General features: G+C 56.7%; 17 protein-coding genes and 1 tRNA gene. 14 read left to right on the forward strand and 4 right to left on the reverse strand.

Going from position 1 to position 15,351, the window contains the following annotated elements:
- Window positions 1-40: 40 nt before the first annotated feature.
- The 3 genes from Q9R35_RS11290 to Q9R35_RS11300 all read left to right on the forward strand — a co-directional run bounded on the left by Q9R35_RS11290 (window position 41) and on the right by Q9R35_RS11300 (window position 3,012).
- Window positions 41-1,654, forward strand: coding sequence for a ShlB/FhaC/HecB family hemolysin secretion/activation protein (locus Q9R35_RS11290; protein WP_311219922.1), 1,614 nt, complete (start codon window positions 41-43; stop codon window positions 1,652-1,654).
- Window positions 1,655-1,778: 124 nt separating this feature from the next.
- Window positions 1,779-2,339, forward strand: a complete 561-nt coding sequence (locus tag Q9R35_RS11295) for a filamentous haemagglutinin family protein (protein WP_063691693.1) — start codon at window positions 1,779-1,781, stop codon at window positions 2,337-2,339.
- A gap of 22 nt (window positions 2,340-2,361) precedes the next feature.
- Window positions 2,362-3,012, forward strand: coding sequence for an RNA polymerase sigma factor (locus tag Q9R35_RS11300; protein ID WP_052362962.1), 651 nt, complete (start codon window positions 2,362-2,364; stop codon window positions 3,010-3,012).
- A 198-nt stretch (window positions 3,013-3,210) separates the two neighbouring features.
- Here the strand turns inward: Q9R35_RS11300 and Q9R35_RS11305 are convergent.
- Window positions 3,211-3,286 (reverse strand) — tRNA-Phe (locus Q9R35_RS11305).
- 295 nt (window positions 3,287-3,581) lie between these two features.
- Between Q9R35_RS11305 and hemA the strand changes: the two genes are divergently transcribed.
- From hemA to Q9R35_RS11330, 5 genes are all read left to right on the forward strand, one after another.
- Entirely contained in the window at window positions 3,582-4,856 is a 1,275-nt protein-coding gene (hemA, locus tag Q9R35_RS11310) for a glutamyl-tRNA reductase (RefSeq protein WP_045929550.1), read from the forward strand.
- Window positions 4,857-4,953: 97 nt separating this feature from the next.
- Window positions 4,954-6,033 (forward strand): peptide chain release factor 1, encoded by a 1,080-nt coding sequence (gene prfA / locus Q9R35_RS11315; protein ID WP_042486000.1) that lies wholly within the window; start codon window positions 4,954-4,956, stop codon window positions 6,031-6,033.
- Window positions 6,034-6,035: 2 nt separating this feature from the next.
- Window positions 6,036-6,902 carry a peptide chain release factor N(5)-glutamine methyltransferase gene (gene prmC, locus Q9R35_RS11320; protein WP_149720875.1) on the forward strand — a complete coding sequence of 289 codons (867 nt, stop codon included), beginning with the start codon at window positions 6,036-6,038 and terminating at the stop codon, window positions 6,900-6,902.
- A gap of 21 nt (window positions 6,903-6,923) precedes the next feature.
- Window positions 6,924-7,250 (forward strand): Grx4 family monothiol glutaredoxin, encoded by a 327-nt coding sequence (gene grxD / locus Q9R35_RS11325; RefSeq protein ID WP_003804985.1) that lies wholly within the window; start codon window positions 6,924-6,926, stop codon window positions 7,248-7,250.
- Window positions 7,247-7,828, forward strand: a complete 582-nt coding sequence (locus Q9R35_RS11330) for a UbiX family flavin prenyltransferase (protein WP_080723783.1) — start codon at window positions 7,247-7,249, stop codon at window positions 7,826-7,828. Before grxD ends, Q9R35_RS11330 begins: the two co-directional genes overlap by 4 nt.
- Window positions 7,829-7,988: 160 nt before the next feature.
- On the opposite strand, the gene ttcA is transcribed toward Q9R35_RS11330, so the two are convergent.
- The 3 genes from ttcA to Q9R35_RS11345 are packed head-to-tail and all read right to left on the reverse strand — an operon-like array spanning window position 7,989 to window position 11,286.
- Window positions 7,989-9,044: a tRNA 2-thiocytidine(32) synthetase TtcA gene (ttcA, locus tag Q9R35_RS11335; protein WP_042486008.1), complete on the reverse strand. Its 1,056-nt coding sequence runs from the start codon at window positions 9,042-9,044 to the stop codon at window positions 7,989-7,991.
- 55 nt (window positions 9,045-9,099) lie between these two features.
- Entirely contained in the window at window positions 9,100-9,459 is a 360-nt protein-coding gene (folB, locus tag Q9R35_RS11340) for a dihydroneopterin aldolase (RefSeq protein WP_086061608.1), read from the reverse strand.
- A gap of 51 nt (window positions 9,460-9,510) precedes the next feature.
- The gene (locus tag Q9R35_RS11345) at window positions 9,511-11,286 is read right to left on the reverse strand and encodes a PDZ domain-containing protein (protein WP_311219865.1); all 1,776 of its coding nucleotides are present in this window, start codon (window positions 11,284-11,286) and stop codon (window positions 9,511-9,513) included.
- A 34-nt stretch (window positions 11,287-11,320) separates the two neighbouring features.
- On the opposite strand from Q9R35_RS11345, the gene Q9R35_RS11350 reads away from it, so the two are divergent.
- From Q9R35_RS11350 to Q9R35_RS11375, 6 genes are all read left to right on the forward strand, one after another.
- Window positions 11,321-12,097 (forward strand): enoyl-CoA hydratase, encoded by a 777-nt coding sequence (locus Q9R35_RS11350; protein ID WP_035270221.1) that lies wholly within the window; start codon window positions 11,321-11,323, stop codon window positions 12,095-12,097.
- A gap of 282 nt (window positions 12,098-12,379) precedes the next feature.
- Window positions 12,380-12,865: an ATP synthase subunit I gene (locus Q9R35_RS11355; protein WP_042486014.1), complete on the forward strand. Its 486-nt coding sequence runs from the start codon at window positions 12,380-12,382 to the stop codon at window positions 12,863-12,865.
- A gap of 56 nt (window positions 12,866-12,921) precedes the next feature.
- A complete protein-coding gene (atpB, locus tag Q9R35_RS11360) occupies window positions 12,922-13,803 on the forward strand; it encodes a F0F1 ATP synthase subunit A (protein WP_042486016.1) in 882 nt (293 codons plus the stop codon).
- A 104-nt stretch (window positions 13,804-13,907) separates the two neighbouring features.
- Complete coding sequence (gene atpE, locus Q9R35_RS11365) at window positions 13,908-14,150, forward strand: F0F1 ATP synthase subunit C (protein ID WP_003805001.1); 243 nt, start codon at window positions 13,908-13,910, stop codon at window positions 14,148-14,150.
- Between the two features lie 154 nt (window positions 14,151-14,304).
- Complete coding sequence (locus Q9R35_RS11370; RefSeq protein ID WP_009464119.1) at window positions 14,305-14,775, forward strand: F0F1 ATP synthase subunit B; 471 nt, start codon at window positions 14,305-14,307, stop codon at window positions 14,773-14,775.
- A gap of 14 nt (window positions 14,776-14,789) precedes the next feature.
- On the forward strand, window positions 14,790-15,329 hold the full coding sequence (locus Q9R35_RS11375) for a F0F1 ATP synthase subunit delta (protein ID WP_003805005.1): 540 nt from the start codon (window positions 14,790-14,792) through the stop codon (window positions 15,327-15,329).
- The last annotated feature ends 22 nt before the right edge of the window (window positions 15,330-15,351 follow it).

Consider the following 15,351-nt stretch of genomic DNA (forward strand, 5'->3'; position numbering starts at 1 on the left):
AAGCACACCGCTCATCAGATTGAGGATCGTAAGCATCGTGATGCCAGCAGAAACTACAGGGCGCAAGGTCCGTTTGTCCGGGTGGAGAGGCCACCCTCTTTGTGCTGCGCCAGTCATGGCGCTGGCCTTGTTGCTGCCTCATATCGCCTCCGCGCAGGCTCAGGGCAAGGTCAATATCAATGAATACATTGTGCGTGGCAATACCGTGCTGGATGCCCGCAGCATTGAAAAAGCGGTCTACCCCTCTCTGGGCCCCGAGCGCAGCTTGAGCGATATTGAAAAAGCGCGCGACGCCTTGCAGGAAGTCTATAACGCTCAGGGCTATCAGTCCGTGTACGTGGACCTGCCCGAGCAGGCCGTAGCCGATGGTGTGGTGTTTTTTCAGGTAACGGAAACCAAGGTAGGCCGCGTACGCGTGGTCGGTGCCGAACACTATTCGCCGCTGGCCATTCGTGATGGCGTACCGTCCTTGCAAGAAGGGCAGGTGCCCGACTTCAGCAAGGCGCAGACCGAACTGGCCGAGCTCAATCGCGGTGCCAGCCGTCAGGTCATGCCCATGGTGAAAGAAGGGCGCGTGCCCGGCACCATGGACGTGGATCTGCGCGTTGACGATAAAAGCCCCTGGAGTGCCAGTGTGGGCTTGAACAATGATTACAGCGCCGACACCAGCAAGCTGCGCGGCATGGTCACCCTTGGCCACGACAATCTTTGGCAAAGCGGCCATACCTTCTCCCTGACCTACTTCACGGCTCCGCGCGACATGCAGGACGCCAAAGTCTGGTCGGCCGCCTACACCATGCCCCTGTCGCCACGCTGGAGCCTGGCGTTCACCGGCTACAAGTCTGATAGCGATGTCTCTACCGTGGGCGGCACCAATGTGCTGGGTAAAGGTCAGTCCTACGGCATTCATGCCACCTACACCTTCCCGCAGTCCGGTACGTGGTACCACACCGCTTCGATCGGTATGGACTACAAGGATTTTGAAGAACAAACCCGCTTTGGCGAGACCAGCGACCGTGTACCGCTGACCTATCTGCCGTTCACGCTGGCCTATAACGGCTACCGCTACACCGAAGATTCGCAAACCAGTGTGGGCCTGACCCTGACTGGCGCGAGCCGCAGCCTGTTTGGCCTGAACAGCGAATGGGAAGAGTTCGACTACAAGCGCTGGATGGCCAGCCCCAGTTTCATGGTGTTCAAGGGCGATCTGAACCACACCGAAACCTTTGCCAAGGACTGGCAGGCCTATGGCCGCGTGGGCTTTCAGATTGGTTCGGGCGCTCTGGTTTCCAACGAACAGTTTTCGGCCGGTGGCGCGACCAGCGTGCGTGGTTATCTGGCCGCCGAGCGCAGTGCGGACGATGGCTGGATGGCCAGTGTCGAGCTGCGCACCCCCTCATTGGCTCGCTGGATTGGCCCCTCGGTGAACGAGTGGCGCTTCTACGCCTTTAGTGATGTTGCGCGTTTGCGTTTGCGCGATCCCTTGCCCGAACAGGAATCCAGTTTTCATCTGGCCAGTGTGGGCATAGGCACGCGTCTGCAAATGTTTGACTGGCTGTCTCTGCACGCCGACTGGGCGTATCCCCTGACGCAAGGCGTCAACACCGAACGACACGATCCGCGTGTGCACTTCAGCCTGCGCGCCTCCTTCTGACCCCTTTAGCCAGAACAATCTGCCTGATTTTGTTCCCGGAGTAATTCGATCATGAAACGCCTTCTTCTCTTGATGCTCGCCATGATGGTGGGCTGGCTACACCCCGCAACGCCGTGTTTATGACTTGTTTGGCAACGTGGCGCTGTCGCCATCCACACCGAATACCGGCGCGGGTATTGCCACGCTGAATCCTGTTCCTGAAGTTCCACCAGGCTATATCGATTTGATTGCGCCGCTGGGAACCGTGGATGCGGGCGAGGCCGGGATTCGCGTGTCGGGCGACATCAATATCGCCGCCTTGCGTGTGGTCAATGCCGACAATATTCAGGTACAGGGCGAGTCCAAAGGTATTCCGGTCATGGCGACGGTCAACACCGGAGCGCTGACCAACGCCAGTGCAACGGCATCCTCGGCCGCTTCGGCGGCGCAGGATACCGTGAACCGCGCTCGTGCTCAGGCTCGTCAGAATCTGCCGTCGGTCATTACCGTTCAGATTCTGGGATTTGGGGATGCAGGGCAGTCAGGGGGCGGGGCCACATCGTCAGGAGCAGGCCCAGCGACTTCCAGGATAGATGCCTCTGCGTATCGCCAAGACAGTACGGTGCAGGTCCTGGGACTGGGCGCCAATCCGCAATCCGCTCTGGATCGATTGACGCCCGAGGAGCGGCGGCGGATGACACTGTAGCCTGAGCCTGGGAGATCTGATCATGTTGTCGACATGCCTGCCCTTGCCGACCCGCAAGTGGAACGAGGACTGCGTGACGCCGCAGTATTCACTGTGCTTGTACTTGAAGGTGCACTACGAAGAACTGCTGCGGCAGTTGACCATCCGTCTGCGCTGTCGTGACCGCGCAGCGGATGCCCTGCACGATACCTGGCTGCGTCTGCATGGCAGCCGGGAGATCGGGCCGGTAGCCAATCCGCGCCTGTATCTGCTGCGTATGGCCAGTAACCTGGCGATTGATGAATGGCGTGCCGAATCAGGCAGGGGCACACTGGTGTCTTTAGACGAACTGGAGGAGCACCAGCAGGTGTCCCCTATGCCGGGGCCAGAGTCCAGCCTGATCGGCCGGTCCCTGCTGTCAGTCCTGATCTACGCGATTGAACTGCTGCCCCGCCAACGCCGCGCCATCTTTCTGGCGGCCCGCCTGGAAGAGCAAAGCCTGAGCGTGGTGGCCGAACGCTTCGGCGTCACGACCAGCAAGGCACGCAATGAACTGCGCCGGGCAGAGGCACATTGCGAACAGGCGCTGTTGGGGAATTGGGCGGAATTGCGGCAGGGGCGCAATACTTGTGTGAAGCCACCACCGACCATGAGCGCCGGATTTGGCTGGATGGCGGAGCCGGTGGGGTTTTGAGGGAGGCCCCTTGTTCAGGGCCTCTTTTGATGAATATCGATATTCTCGATATTTTTGATTTATCGGTATTGTCGATATGGGGGGGCAGTGGATTGCCTTCCCGTGCCTGCGAATACGGTTTTGTGCTTTGTTGGCAGGTTTTGGCAGACAGAAAAACAAAAAGCCCAGTCGTTTGACTGGGCTTTTTGTTTGAATTCTTGGTGGCCTGGGGCGGAATCGAACCACCGACACAAGGATTTTCAATCCTCTGCTCTACCGACTGAGCTACCAGGCCAACGTGTACTGCTCGGTAAAAATAGAACTATACCACGTTTTTTAATTTGTGCGCATAGTACAACAAAAAATTTATGCATCTTTTCGACTTCAAATTTGCCGTACCCCTAGGGAGAGGCCCTTTTCAGCGAAAAGAGGGCTGCATAAAGGAGTGCAATTGTAATCACAAAAAGGCAATTCAAGTAACATTTTTGGCAAAACTCCTGCTTGCGGCGTAAAATCACTTAAATTTCATGCGTTTTGCGTCTGCGAAATTGCCTGTCTTGGTCTTTTCAGGGCTATAGCCTGTACTGCTCATGTCTGTAGATGTTCTAACCTTTGGTCTGAATCATGTGTCCGCGCCGGTTGCCGTGCGCGAGCGCGTTGCGTTTCCGATCGATGTGTTAAAGCCTGCGCTTGATACCTTGCGTGCCACTTTTGGTACCGGTGTACGTGAAGCAGCCATCCTGTCTACCTGTAACCGTACCGAGATCTACTGTGCGGCCGAGCCCCATGTGGCCGAACGTCTGCCCGAATGGATGGCAGACTTCAACAGCCTGCGCTCTGCCGAGCTGACCCCACATTTGTATCGCTACAACCAGAACGAGGCCGTGCGCCATGCGTTCCGAGTTGCCAGCGGTCTGGACTCCATGGTCTTGGGCGAGCCCCAGATTCTGGGTCAGATGAAAGATGCCGTGCGTGCCGCCAACGAGGCCGGCTCGCTGGGCACTTTGCTGCATCAATTGTTCCAGCGCACCTTCTCGGTGGCCAAGGAAGTCCGTACGCAAACCGCTATTGGCGCCCATTCGGTGTCCATGGCGGCGGCGGCTGTCCGTTTGGCCGAGCGTGTGTTTGGTGACCTTAGCCAGGCCAAAGTGCTGTTTATTGGTGCTGGCGAAATGATCGAGCTGTGCGCCACGCACTTTGCCGCGGTGAACCCCTGTAGCATCGTGGTTGCCAATCGTACTCAGGAGCGCGCAGAAAGCCTGGCGTCCCGCTTTATGGGCAGCACCATGAAGCTGGCGGATGTGCCCGAGCGTCTGGCAGATTTTGATGTGGTGGTGTCCTGTACGGCCAGCACTTTGCCCATTCTGGGTCTGGGCATGGTGGAACGAGCCGTGCGCTCGCGTCGTCACCGCCCTGTGGTCATGGTCGATTTGGCTGTGCCACGCGATATAGAAACTGAAGTAGGCCGTCTGGATGACGTGTACCTGTACACCGTCGATGATCTGGGCCGCTTTGTACAACGGGGTGCCGATGCCCGTCAGGCTGCTGTGGTTCAGGCTGAAGCCATTATCGACACCCAGGTGCAGCACTATATGCACTGGCTTAGCACCCGTGCAATTGTGCCTGCCATTCTGGATGTGCAGCAGTCGGTCGAAAAGGTACGTCAGCACGAGCTGGAACGTGCCCGTCGCATGTTGGCCCGCGGTGATGATCCGGCAGAAGTCATTGAAATGCTGGCGCATGGCCTGACTCAAAAGTACATGCACGGTCCCATGGCCGAATTGACGCGCAGCGAAGGTGCAGAGCGCGAGCAGCTGCTGGATCTCTTGCCTCGCCTGTTGCCCTCGACCACCCGTCGACGTTAGCGTCTGGGCTGCTGTCTGTTCACCGACCTCCTGCGGTGCAGCCTGATTGCTTTGAACTGCGCCCAGACCCTCTGATTTTCCCTTGAGGCTGTTCCCTATGAAAGACTCTATGCGCAGTCGGCTTGAGCAATTGTCTCGCCGTCTGCATGAAGTTGATGCCATGCTTGCCGAGCCCGAAATTGCCGGCAATATGGATGAATTTCGCAAACTGTCGCGCGAGCGTGCCGAGCTGGACCCTGTCGTTACGGCTTTCAAGAGCTATGAAGCGGCCGAGGGCGATTTGCAGGCGGCCCAGGACATGATGTCCGACCCTGAATTGAAGGAAATGGGCGAGGAAGAATACAAGCTGGGCAAAGAGCGTATCGCCCAATTGGAAGACGAGCTGCAAATCCTGCTTTTGCCCCGCGACCCGGACGATACCCGCAACGTGTTCATTGAAATCCGTGCCGGTGCCGGTGGCGATGAAAGCGCCTTGTTTGCCGGGGATTTGCTGCGCATGTACATGCGTTACGCCGAAAACTGCGGCTGGCGCACGGAAATCATGTCCGCCAGCGATTCGGAAGTGGGTGGCTACAAAGAAGTCATCGTGCGTATTGAAGGCCAGGATGTATATGGTCGTCTGAAGTTCGAATCTGGTGCGCACCGTGTGCAGCGCGTGCCTGAAACCGAAGCCCAGGGCCGCATTCATACCTCTACGTGTACCGTGGCTGTCTTGCCTGAAGCCGAAGGTCTGGCTGAGATCACCATCAACCCCGCTGATTTGCGCGTGGATACCTTCCGCGCTAGTGGTGCCGGTGGTCAGCACGTGAACAAGACGGACTCCGCTGTCCGTCTGACCCACTTGCCTACGGGTCTGGTGGTGGAGTGCCAGGATGACCGTTCCCAACACCGCAACCGTGAAAAAGCCTTGCAGGTTCTGGCCGCGCGTTTGAAAGACAAGCAGCAGCGTGAGCAATCCGACAAAGAAGCCGCCGAGCGTAAAAGCCTGGTCGGTACGGGTGACCGCTCCGAGCGCATCCGCACCTACAACTTCCCGCAAGGTCGCATGACAGATCACCGTATCAACCTGACCTTGTACAAGCTGGGCTACATCATGGACGGTGATCTGGACGAGCTGATCAAGGCCTTGCTGTCCGAGCATCAGGCCGGTTTGTTGGCTGATCTGGCGCAGGCGTGAGCATGAGCCTATCCGGTGAGCAGGCAGCGCCCCAAACGGCCACGCTTGCCGATTCTCCCCGTACCTTGCGAGCCTTGCAGCCGTTAAGTCCTTTGCCGCGCCTGGAACGTGACATGCTGTGGATGCAGGTGCTGGGCGTCGGTCGTTCCTGGCTGATTGCGCACGACACGGACGAGTTGCCGCTGGACAAGATCCAAGCCTATCAAGCCCTGGAAGCCCGCCGCGTAGCGGGTGAGCCCATGGCTTATATCGTGGGCGTACGTGAATTTATGGGCCATGAGTTTCTGGTGTCGCCCTCGGTGCTGATTCCGCGCCCCGATACGGAAACCCTGGTTGAACGTGCGCTGGAGCGCGTGCAGAACATTCCCTCTCCCCGCATTCTGGATATGGGCTGTGGCAGCGGCGCCATTGCGGTTTCACTGGCGCTGGCACGTCCTGATGCCCATGTGGTCGCCAGTGATATCAGTACGCTCGTATTGGCGCAGGCGGGCTTAAATGCTCAGCGTTTGTGTGGGAAAGTCGAGTTTTGCCTGGGGAGTTGGTACGATGCCGTGGCAGGCCAGGAACCTTTTGACCTGATCGTGTCCAACCCACCATACATTGCAGTGGATGACGAACATCTGGGCCAGGGCGATGTGCGCTTTGAGCCGCGTCAGGCGCTGACAGATGGTTCTGACGGCTTGACGGATTTGCGTACAATAGTTCAGGGAGCCGGGCCGTATCTACGTCCTGGTGCGAGTCTTCTCATGGAGCACGGCTGGGATCAGGCCGACCATGTGCAAAATATGCTGCGGCAGGCAGGGTTCAAACAGGTCATCAGTTACGAGGATCTGGCAGGAATCCGGCGGGTCACAGGTGGACAGTGTTAATTCTTTTCTTAAGAGAACATCATGAGTGAAGTTCAAGATTTCATCCGCGAAACCGTAACGGAAAACCCAGTTGTGCTGTTTATGAAGGGCACAGCTCAAGCTCCTCAGTGCGGTTTCTCCGCACGCACCGTGCAGATCCTGCGCGCTGTTGGCTTGAGCCAAGTGGTTGTGGTCAACGTGCTGGACGACGCCGAAGTGCGTCAGGGCATCAAGGACTTCTCCAACTGGCCCACCATCCCTCAGCTGTACATCAAGGGCGAATTCGTCGGCGGTTCGGACATCGTGTCCGAAATGTACGAAAACGGCGAACTGGAAACCATGCTGCGCGAGGCTGGGGCTCTGGAGTGAGCACCAAGCGACGCCTGGTCATAGGTATGACCGGGGCCACCGGGGCGGTCTACACCGTGCGTCTGCTGCAAGTGCTGCAGTCCTGTCCGGATGTGGAAACCCATTTGGTGATCTCGCCTTCCGGGGTGCTGAACATCAAATATGAGCTGGATATCGGCAGGCACGAGATCCAGGCTTTGGCCGATCAGGTGCACAGCTTCCGCGATGTGGGCGCAACCTTGGCCAGTGGCAGTTTTCCTACCGCCGGCATGGTGATTGTGCCCTGTTCGATGCGCACCCTGGCCGCTGTGGCGCATGGCTTGTCCGACAACCTGATTACCCGGGCGGCCGACGTTACCTTGAAGGAGCGTCGCCGTCTGGTGATGATGGTGCGTGAAACGCCATTCAATCTGGCGCATTTGCGTAATATGACGGCCGTGACGGAAATGGGCGGGATTATCTTCCCGCCTATGCCCGCGTTTTACCTGCGTCCCAACAGCATCGACGATATTGTCGATCACACGGTGATGCGGGTGCTGGAACTGTTTGATATTCAGGTGCCCGGTGAGCGCTGGGATGGTTCGCAAAAGCCGAACTAAGACCTGATAGCCGTTCGGTGGGTGCAAAAAAGCCCCGATATAAATCTCCAAAACCTGGGTCTTATTCCAGATGATGGTGATTTATATCGGGGCTTTTTATTGTCTGTCGCTGGTGTGCTTGCTGACGACAAGCGCTACGCTAAGTTGCAGACCAATCGCTTTATTGGCCGGAGCGCCTTTTGCTCATGAACACAATTTGCTGTTCACCAGAAGCGGCAGGCTGAGCTGGCGTGAAGGCATCCTGACGCACGCCCGGAGTAGCTTCGTCGTGATCTTCCTCAAAGCCTGCAGCCAGCAAGCTCTCGGGCAGGTGATCATCAAAATAATCCTGATCAAAGCCTTTATCACCTTCCGGGTCCGCCTGTCCTGTCACCTTCAGGTCTGCAAAGTTATGCAGCTTGGGGTCCATCAGGTGCGAAGGCACGACGCGGGTCAGGGCGCCAAACACGTTCCAGGAACGGTGCGGGAATTTCTTGTCCCAGTCCGCAATCATGCGGTTGATTTCCTGGCGCTTCAGGTTTTCCTGCGAGCCGCACAGGTTACAGGGGATGATGGGGAATTCTTTCAGCTTGGCGTAGGCGATCAGGTCCTTCTCGGGCACGTAGGCCAGAGGGCGGATCACAATATGTTCGCCGTTATCCGACATCAGCTTGGGCGGCATGCCTTTCATGCGGCCACCGTAAAACAGATTCAGGAAGAAGGTCGCCAGAATGTCGTCACGGTGGTGGCCCAGGGCGATCTTGGTGGCACCCAGCTCCTTGGCGACACGGTACAGGATCCCGCGACGCAGGCGCGAGCACAGAGAGCACATGGTCTTGCCTTCGGCAATCACGCGCGTCACTACCGAGTACGTGTCCTGAGTTTCGATGTGATAGGGCACGCCCAGCTTTTCCAGATACTCGGGCAGGATGTGGTCAGGGAAACCGGGCTGCTTTTGGTCCAGGTTCACGGCCACGATGTCGAACTTGATCGGAGCGCGCTTTTGCAAGGTCATCAGTACGTCCAGCAGGCCGTAGGAATCCTTGCCGCCGGACAGGCAGACCATGATCTTGTCGCCTTCCTCGATCATGTTGAAGTCCCCGATAGCGCGGCCCACTTCACGCATGATGCGTTTGCTCAGCTTGTTGTCGTTGACGCGCTGCTTGCGTTCAGCCTTGCTGGCAAACACGGGAGTATCGGTTTCGGAGGTGGGTAGAGTGCTGGTGTCTTGGGACATAAGGAAAAGCGGATAGAAGTGTCATCGTGGCCCCGGCAGGAAGCGGGGCGGGGCTTTAGCGGCTGCGTTCGATCTCGATGCCGACGGCATCACAGTCGGCAAAGGCCTCGGGTTTGCTGGCCCGGATTTTAACGCGTTCCACGGTCGGGAAATCATTCTGGATGCGATCAGCCAGGCGTTCCACCAGCGTTTCCAGCAGATTGGTGTGCTCGGTGGTGCTGACTTCAATCAGTGCCTCGCGCAGCTGACGGTAGTCCAGCACGGTACCAATATCACTGTCTTCTACGTCTTGCGTAATGGTGGTGTCGAATTCGGCATCAATATGCAGGGGCTGGCGGTGAACCAGCTCGTGGTCCAGCATACCGATAGAGGCTTGCACCACCAGATTGTTGATAAATATACGGCGTGTCGTCATAGCAAAAACAAAGTAGCAGACCCGCCGGGTGGGGCGGGTCTGTGAAGTCAATCAGGGCTGGCGGCTCAGGACGCATTCGTCCAGGGCGGGGCGTGCCAGTTGCAGCGTGAAGCAGTGTAGTTCATCGCGGCGGAAGGCGTGGACCTGAACGGTCTGGCCGGGCTCGTACGCAGCCAGCAGGCGCTCCAGGCTGGCGGTGTCGCTGACACGCAAGCCGTCAATCGCGACCAGAGCGTCACCCGCAGACAGGCCTGCTTGATGCGCTGCACCATCGGTGAACACGGTGGCCAGATGACATTGGCCTGCGCTTTGGCGCAAGCGGGCGTTCAGGCTGGGCAGCTTGGAGGAGGCTTGCCATTCCAGCTTCAAGCCTTGTTCGGCCAGCCAGGGTTTCAAGGGCAGGTCCTCGCAGCCTTCAACGTAGCGAGCAATGAAATCCGTGGCGTCGTAGCCGGTGGCTTCCAGAATCAGGGCAGGCATGGCATCTTCAGGAATGCCTTCTGGCTTGCCTTGATAGAAGTCACGACCATAGCGCTCCCACATCAGCAGCATCACATCGTCCAGACTCTTGGCTTGCTGGGTGTGGCTGCGAATGCGAAGGTCCAGGCCCAGGGCGATCAGTGCGCCCTTGCTGTAATAGCTGACCAGTGCGTTGGGGGAGTTCTCGTCCTGCTTGTAATAGCGCGTCCAGGCGTCAAAAGAGCTTTGTGCGGCGGACTGCTTGAAGCGCCCGGGGCCACGTTCAACGGCATTGATGTTCTTGGCCAGCAGCTTCAGGTAGTCGGCTTCGCTCAGCACGCCCGAGCGCAGCAGCATCAAATCGTCGTAGTACGAGGTGAAGCCTTCAAACACCCATAGCAAGCGGGTGTGGTTTTCACGGCTCAGGTCGTAGGGTGCGAAGACGGCGGGTTTGATCCGTTTGACGTTCCAGGTATGGAAGTACTCATGGCTGACCAGGCCCAAAAAGGTCTGGTAGCCCGCGCTTTTCACCGATTTGTCCTGGCCCTGAGTAGGTAGGTCGCGGCGCGACGCCATCAGGGCGGTCGAGGCACGATGTTCCAGACCGCCGTAACCGTCATCGGTCACCATGGTCATGAATACATAGCGCGAACTGCCATCCAGGAAGGGGGCACGGCAGGTTTCAGGCTCAAAAAAGGCGATTTGTTCGGCGCAGATTTTCTCTACATCACGGGCGATGCGCGGCAAGTCCAGATTGGGGATGACGCCAGTAAAGACCAGTTCGTGCTCAGCGCCGTGAGCAAAGAAGCTGATGACCTGGGGAGTGCCCATCTCAATAGGGTGGTCGATCAGCTCGTCGTAATTGCTGGCGCGGTACAGGCCAAAACCATAGCGTTCTGCCGCGCCTGGCATGCCGCTGGCCTCGGGCAGGCTGGTGTAGACCTGCCAATCTTCCATGTCCTCGTTGGACACCAGTTCCAGCAGGCACGGCTGTTCAGTCTGGCCCTCAACGGCCAGCAGGGCGCTGGTGCCATTAAAGAAAGCGTGGGTCTGATCAATATGTGCGCCTCGTACGGACAGGTCCCAGGCGTAGACCTGATACTGCACGCTCAAGGGGCCCTCGCAGGGTTCGCACTGCCAGCGATGATTGTCCAGCTTGCGGATGGAAACCGGCTTTTCGCCAGAGAAGGCCGCTATGCTTTCGATCTGACGCGAGAAGTCGCGGATCAGGTAGCTGCCAGGGATCCAGGCCGGAAGGCTCAAGATCTGGCCATCTGTTTGGGGGGAAGTGATCTGTATCTGGACAGTCAGACGGTGGCCGGCGAGATCTGTCGGCTCGGCACGGTAAAGTACGGGTGTAGGTTCCATTCCCCTATTCTATTTAATTTTTCTGGGAGTCAGCATGAACGAACCCTTAGTCAAAGCAGAGGTGCATGGTCGTGTTGCTTTATTGACATTAAATCGGCCCAAGGCTTTGAATGCGCTCAATAACGAGCTGATCGCCGAGTTGTATGCCCTGTTAAAGAAATACGATGCCGACAACGAAATCGGTTGTATCGTGCTGACCGGTAATGAAAAAGCCTTTGCGGCCGGTGCCGACATTGGCGCCATGAAAGACTGGACTTACCACGATGTCAGCTCCCAGGACTATCTGGGTGGCCAGTGGGAAGAACTGCGCCGTTTCCGCAAGCCCATCATTGCCGCCGTCGCTGGCTACGCCTTGGGTGGAGGCTGCGAACTGGCCATGTTGTGTGACTTCATCATTGCCGCAGACTCCGCTCGTTTTGGTCAGCCAGAAATCAAGCTGGGCGTGATTCCCGGTTTTGGTGGTACGCAGCGTCTGCCCCGTGCCGTGGGCAAGGCCAAGGCCATGGATCTGATCCTGACTTCGCGCATGATGAATGCCGAAGAGGCCGAGCGCTCCGGTCTTGTGTCGCGTGTGGTGCCTGCCGACAAGCTGATTGAAGAGGCGCTGGAAGCCGCAACGGTTATTTCCAGCATGTCCTTGCCCTCGGTCCTGATGGCCAAAGAGTGTGTGAACCGTGCTTTTGAGTCGTCGCTGGAAGAAGGTTTGCTGTTCGAGCGTCGTAACTTCCATGGCTTGTTTGCCACTGACGATCAGAAGGAAGGCATGCGTGCTTTTGTCGAGAAGCGCAAGCCCGAGTTCAAGCACCGCTAAGTTTCTCAATCGCTGATAAAACAGGGGGTGTGTTGTAAAATTGCTGCACTGCAATGTTACAAAATAAGCTTACCCCTTGATGCCATTGAGATTGCGTATATCAGCCTTGCATTAAGTATCAAACAAGCAAGGCTGAGTTTGCTTACAACAAAAAAAAGACGCTATACTTTATGGGTTTGACGACACCGGCTTTTGAAAGGGGCCGATAATATTGCGCGGATGGATTGGCTCAGGCCTTTGCAGTACATCCACCCACACAACGTTATCTGATTGTTTCCTACTATGAATCAGCCGATTTATCAGCAGACAGGCACCACAGTCAAGGTGCAGGCAGCAGGGGACAAAGCACCATTTCCTGAACCCGTAGTACTTACGCCCGAGCAACGTAGCCGCATGGCTCGCCGGGCAGGGCAAGGAATTGTGCGCGCACTTGTTGCCCAGGCTTTTATGGGTCTGTTGGCGATTGGCCTGTCGGCATGGATTTCCGGCGCATATGCAGCAGCCTCGGCACTTATTGGTGCGGCTGCTTATTTTGTGCCTAACGCATTGTTCGCATTGCGTCTTTTGCTGGGTTTGATGGGCGGCGGCAACGCCGGAGCGCTTTCCTTCTTCTGGGGGGAAGCATTCAAGCTCGGTTTTGCAGTATTGACACTGGCAACGGCTGCCATGGCAAACACAGGCTGGTTAGTTTGGCCTGCCTTGCTCTTTGGCCTGCTATGTGTCTTGAAGGGATATGTGCTGCTGCTGTTTTTCCGCAAGCTGCCATAACGAATTTTTGTTTCACGGGCTTGTCCCATAACGTATACATCACAGGGTAAATACAGATGGCTGCTGCTAGTGATATTTCGCCTCAGTCAGGGTACATCCAGCATCACTTGGTTCACTTGAACAACTTGGGTGAAAAACAGGATGTTCTGGCCAACTTCGGTGTCATTAACTACGACTCCATGTTCTGGTCCCTGCTGATGGGTCTGGTTGTGGTTTTCTTTCTGTGGCGCGCCGCCTCGGCCGCAACAGCCGGTGTACCAGGCCGCTTGCAGTCTTTTGTAGAAATGCTGGTCGATTGGGTTGAAGACCAGGCCAAATCCATTGTTCCTAATGCCGAGTCCCGGAAATTTGTCTCGCCCCTGGCGCTGACCGTGTTCCTGTGGATCATCATGATGAACGTGCTGGACTTGCTGCCCGTTGATGGTTTGGGCTGGATTTTCATTCAGACCGGTCTGGCCTCCGAGCATGGCGACCCTCTGTACTACCACCGTATTTTGCCTACCGCTGACTTGAACGTGCCAATGGGCATGTCCATGGGCGTGCTGCTGCTGATGTTCTACTACGGCATCAAGATCAAGCACCCCGGCGGCTTTGTCAAAGAGCTGTTTACTGCACCGTTCACCGCGACCGGCCTGATGGCTGTTGTGCTCGCACCTTTCAACTTTTTGCTGAACTGCATCGAATACGCGGCCAAGTCTGTGTCTTTGGGCATGCGGTTGTTCGGCAATATGTTTGCCGGTGAACTGGTTTTCATGTTGATCGCTCTGCTGGGTGGCGCATGGACAGGGTTTAATGGCGCCAGCCTGGGACTGGGTATCGGTCACATTCTGGCCGGTTCTGTGTGGGCAATCTTCCACATTCTGATTGTGTTGCTCCAGGCGTTCATCTTCATGATGCTCACCCTTGTCTATATCGGACAAGCACACGAAGGCCATTAATCCGATTCCGACTGGACAATGGTGTCTGGTTGGGGGGAGCAGGCTTAGCTTGCTAACGCTTTGATTTTTTTGAATTACACCTGATTTTTAACCAAGGAGTTGTCATGACCAACGTAGCTTTCGTTGCTCTTGCTTGCGGTATCATCATCGGTCTGGGCGCATTTGGCGCTTGCATTGGTATCGCCCTGATGGGTGGTAAATATCTGGAAGCATCCGCTCGTCAGCCAGAACTGATGAACGCTCTGCAAACCAAGATGTTCCTGTTGGCCGGTCTGATCGATGCTGCTTTCCTGATCGGTGTCGGTATCGCCATGTTGTTTGCATTCGCCAACCCATTCGTTGGGTAAGAAGGCGAGTCCGTTGCCGCTTTTGGCAGACGGGCAGGCAGTCGTCGTTAGCGGTGTGTTGCTCGGTTTGATCATGCACCGCTTGTCGACTTGAACATACATGTGTCAGGACGCATACCGCATCCTACACACGTGGTATTGAAGGGATACGACCGTGAATTTAAACGCGACTCTCTTTTTTCAGATGATCGTGTTTTTCGTTTTGGCCTGGTTTACGATGAAATTCGTATGGCCGCCACTGACGAAAGCAATCGATGATCGTCGTCAGAAAATCGCTGATGGTTTGGCTGCTGCCGATAAAGGCAAAGCCGATCTGGCACAGGCCCAAGCGCGTATCAGCCTGATGGACGCTTCGGCCAAGTCCGAAAACCATCAACGCATTGTCGACGCTGAAAAACAAGCGACTGCTCTTTTGGAGCAAGCTCGTCGTGAAGCCGAAGCCGAAAAAGCCCGCATTATTGCGCAGGCCCAGCAAGACGCCAACCAGGAAGTGCAACGCGTACGTGAAGGTCTGCGTAGCGAAGTGGCTGCCTTGGCTGTCAAGGGTGCCGAGCAAATCTTGCGACGCGAAGTTGACGCGAATGCGCACGCCCAGCTGCTCGAGCAGCTCAAGGCAGAACTTTAACATCAAGGCAGGCCATGGCTGAACTATCGACTATTGCCAGACCTTACGCCGAAGCCCTGTTCGCCGCCGTGCGCGACGACAGCCAGGGCCTCGAATCGTGGTCGGCCCTGTTGTCCGAAATGGCTCAGGTGGCCGGTCTCCACGATGTGCGCGAGGCACTGAACGATCCGCGCCTGAATAACGGGCAGCGACTCGAACTCTTTACGGGCCTGGTTAAGTCACAGGTCACCGAAAAGGCTCGCAACTTTCTTCAATTGTTGGTGGATAACCAGCGCATCTTGCTGTTGCCACAAATTGCAGAACAGTTTGATCTATTGAAACACCAACTCGAAGGCACGGCGCAGGCACAAATTATCAGTGCTTTCCCGATGGCTGAGGCTCAGGTTGCTGAGCTGACCGCTGGGCTGGAGAAAAAGTTTGGCCTGAAGCTAAAACCGACTGTGACCGTCGACGCTGACCTTATCGGCGGTATTCGGGTGATTGTTGGTGACCAGGTGCTCGACACTTCCGTGCAGGCCCGGCTGGCCAGCATGCGCGATACGCTGACCGCATAGCGCGAGTCAGTAAACAGGATTT

The sequence above is a fragment of the Alcaligenes sp. AB3 genome (assembly GCF_031844565.1).
Taxonomy (GTDB): Bacteria; Pseudomonadota; Gammaproteobacteria; order Burkholderiales; family Burkholderiaceae_B; genus Alcaligenes; species Alcaligenes faecalis.

What these genes read in the sequence shown, in the direction of transcription:
- prfA (WP_042486000.1), top strand. Translation starts at nt 4,954, where the DNA reads ATGAAAGACTCTATGCGCAGTCGGCTTGAGCAATTGTCTCGCCGTCTG.
- atpB (WP_042486016.1), top strand. Translation starts at nt 12,922, where the DNA reads ATGGCTGCTGCTAGTGATATTTCGCCTCAGTCAGGGTACATCCAGCAT.
- atpE (WP_003805001.1), top strand. Translation starts at nt 13,908, where the DNA reads ATGACCAACGTAGCTTTCGTTGCTCTTGCTTGCGGTATCATCATCGGT.
- grxD (WP_003804985.1), top strand. Translation starts at nt 6,924, where the DNA reads ATGAGTGAAGTTCAAGATTTCATCCGCGAAACCGTAACGGAAAACCCA.
- ttcA (WP_042486008.1), bottom strand. Translation starts at nt 9,044, where the DNA reads ATGTCCCAAGACACCAGCACTCTACCCACCTCCGAAACCGATACTCCC.
- Q9R35_RS11290 (WP_311219922.1), top strand. Translation starts at nt 41, where the DNA reads ATGCCAGCAGAAACTACAGGGCGCAAGGTCCGTTTGTCCGGGTGGAGA.
- Q9R35_RS11300 (WP_052362962.1), top strand. Translation starts at nt 2,362, where the DNA reads ATGTTGTCGACATGCCTGCCCTTGCCGACCCGCAAGTGGAACGAGGAC.
- Q9R35_RS11375 (WP_003805005.1), top strand. Translation starts at nt 14,790, where the DNA reads ATGGCTGAACTATCGACTATTGCCAGACCTTACGCCGAAGCCCTGTTC.
- folB (WP_086061608.1), bottom strand. Translation starts at nt 9,459, where the DNA reads ATGACGACACGCCGTATATTTATCAACAATCTGGTGGTGCAAGCCTCT.
- hemA (WP_045929550.1), top strand. Translation starts at nt 3,582, where the DNA reads ATGTCTGTAGATGTTCTAACCTTTGGTCTGAATCATGTGTCCGCGCCG.
- prmC (WP_149720875.1), top strand. Translation starts at nt 6,036, where the DNA reads ATGAGCCTATCCGGTGAGCAGGCAGCGCCCCAAACGGCCACGCTTGCC.
- Q9R35_RS11345 (WP_311219865.1), bottom strand. Translation starts at nt 11,286, where the DNA reads ATGGAACCTACACCCGTACTTTACCGTGCCGAGCCGACAGATCTCGCC.
- Q9R35_RS11355 (WP_042486014.1), top strand. Translation starts at nt 12,380, where the DNA reads ATGAATCAGCCGATTTATCAGCAGACAGGCACCACAGTCAAGGTGCAG.
- Q9R35_RS11350 (WP_035270221.1), top strand. Translation starts at nt 11,321, where the DNA reads ATGAACGAACCCTTAGTCAAAGCAGAGGTGCATGGTCGTGTTGCTTTA.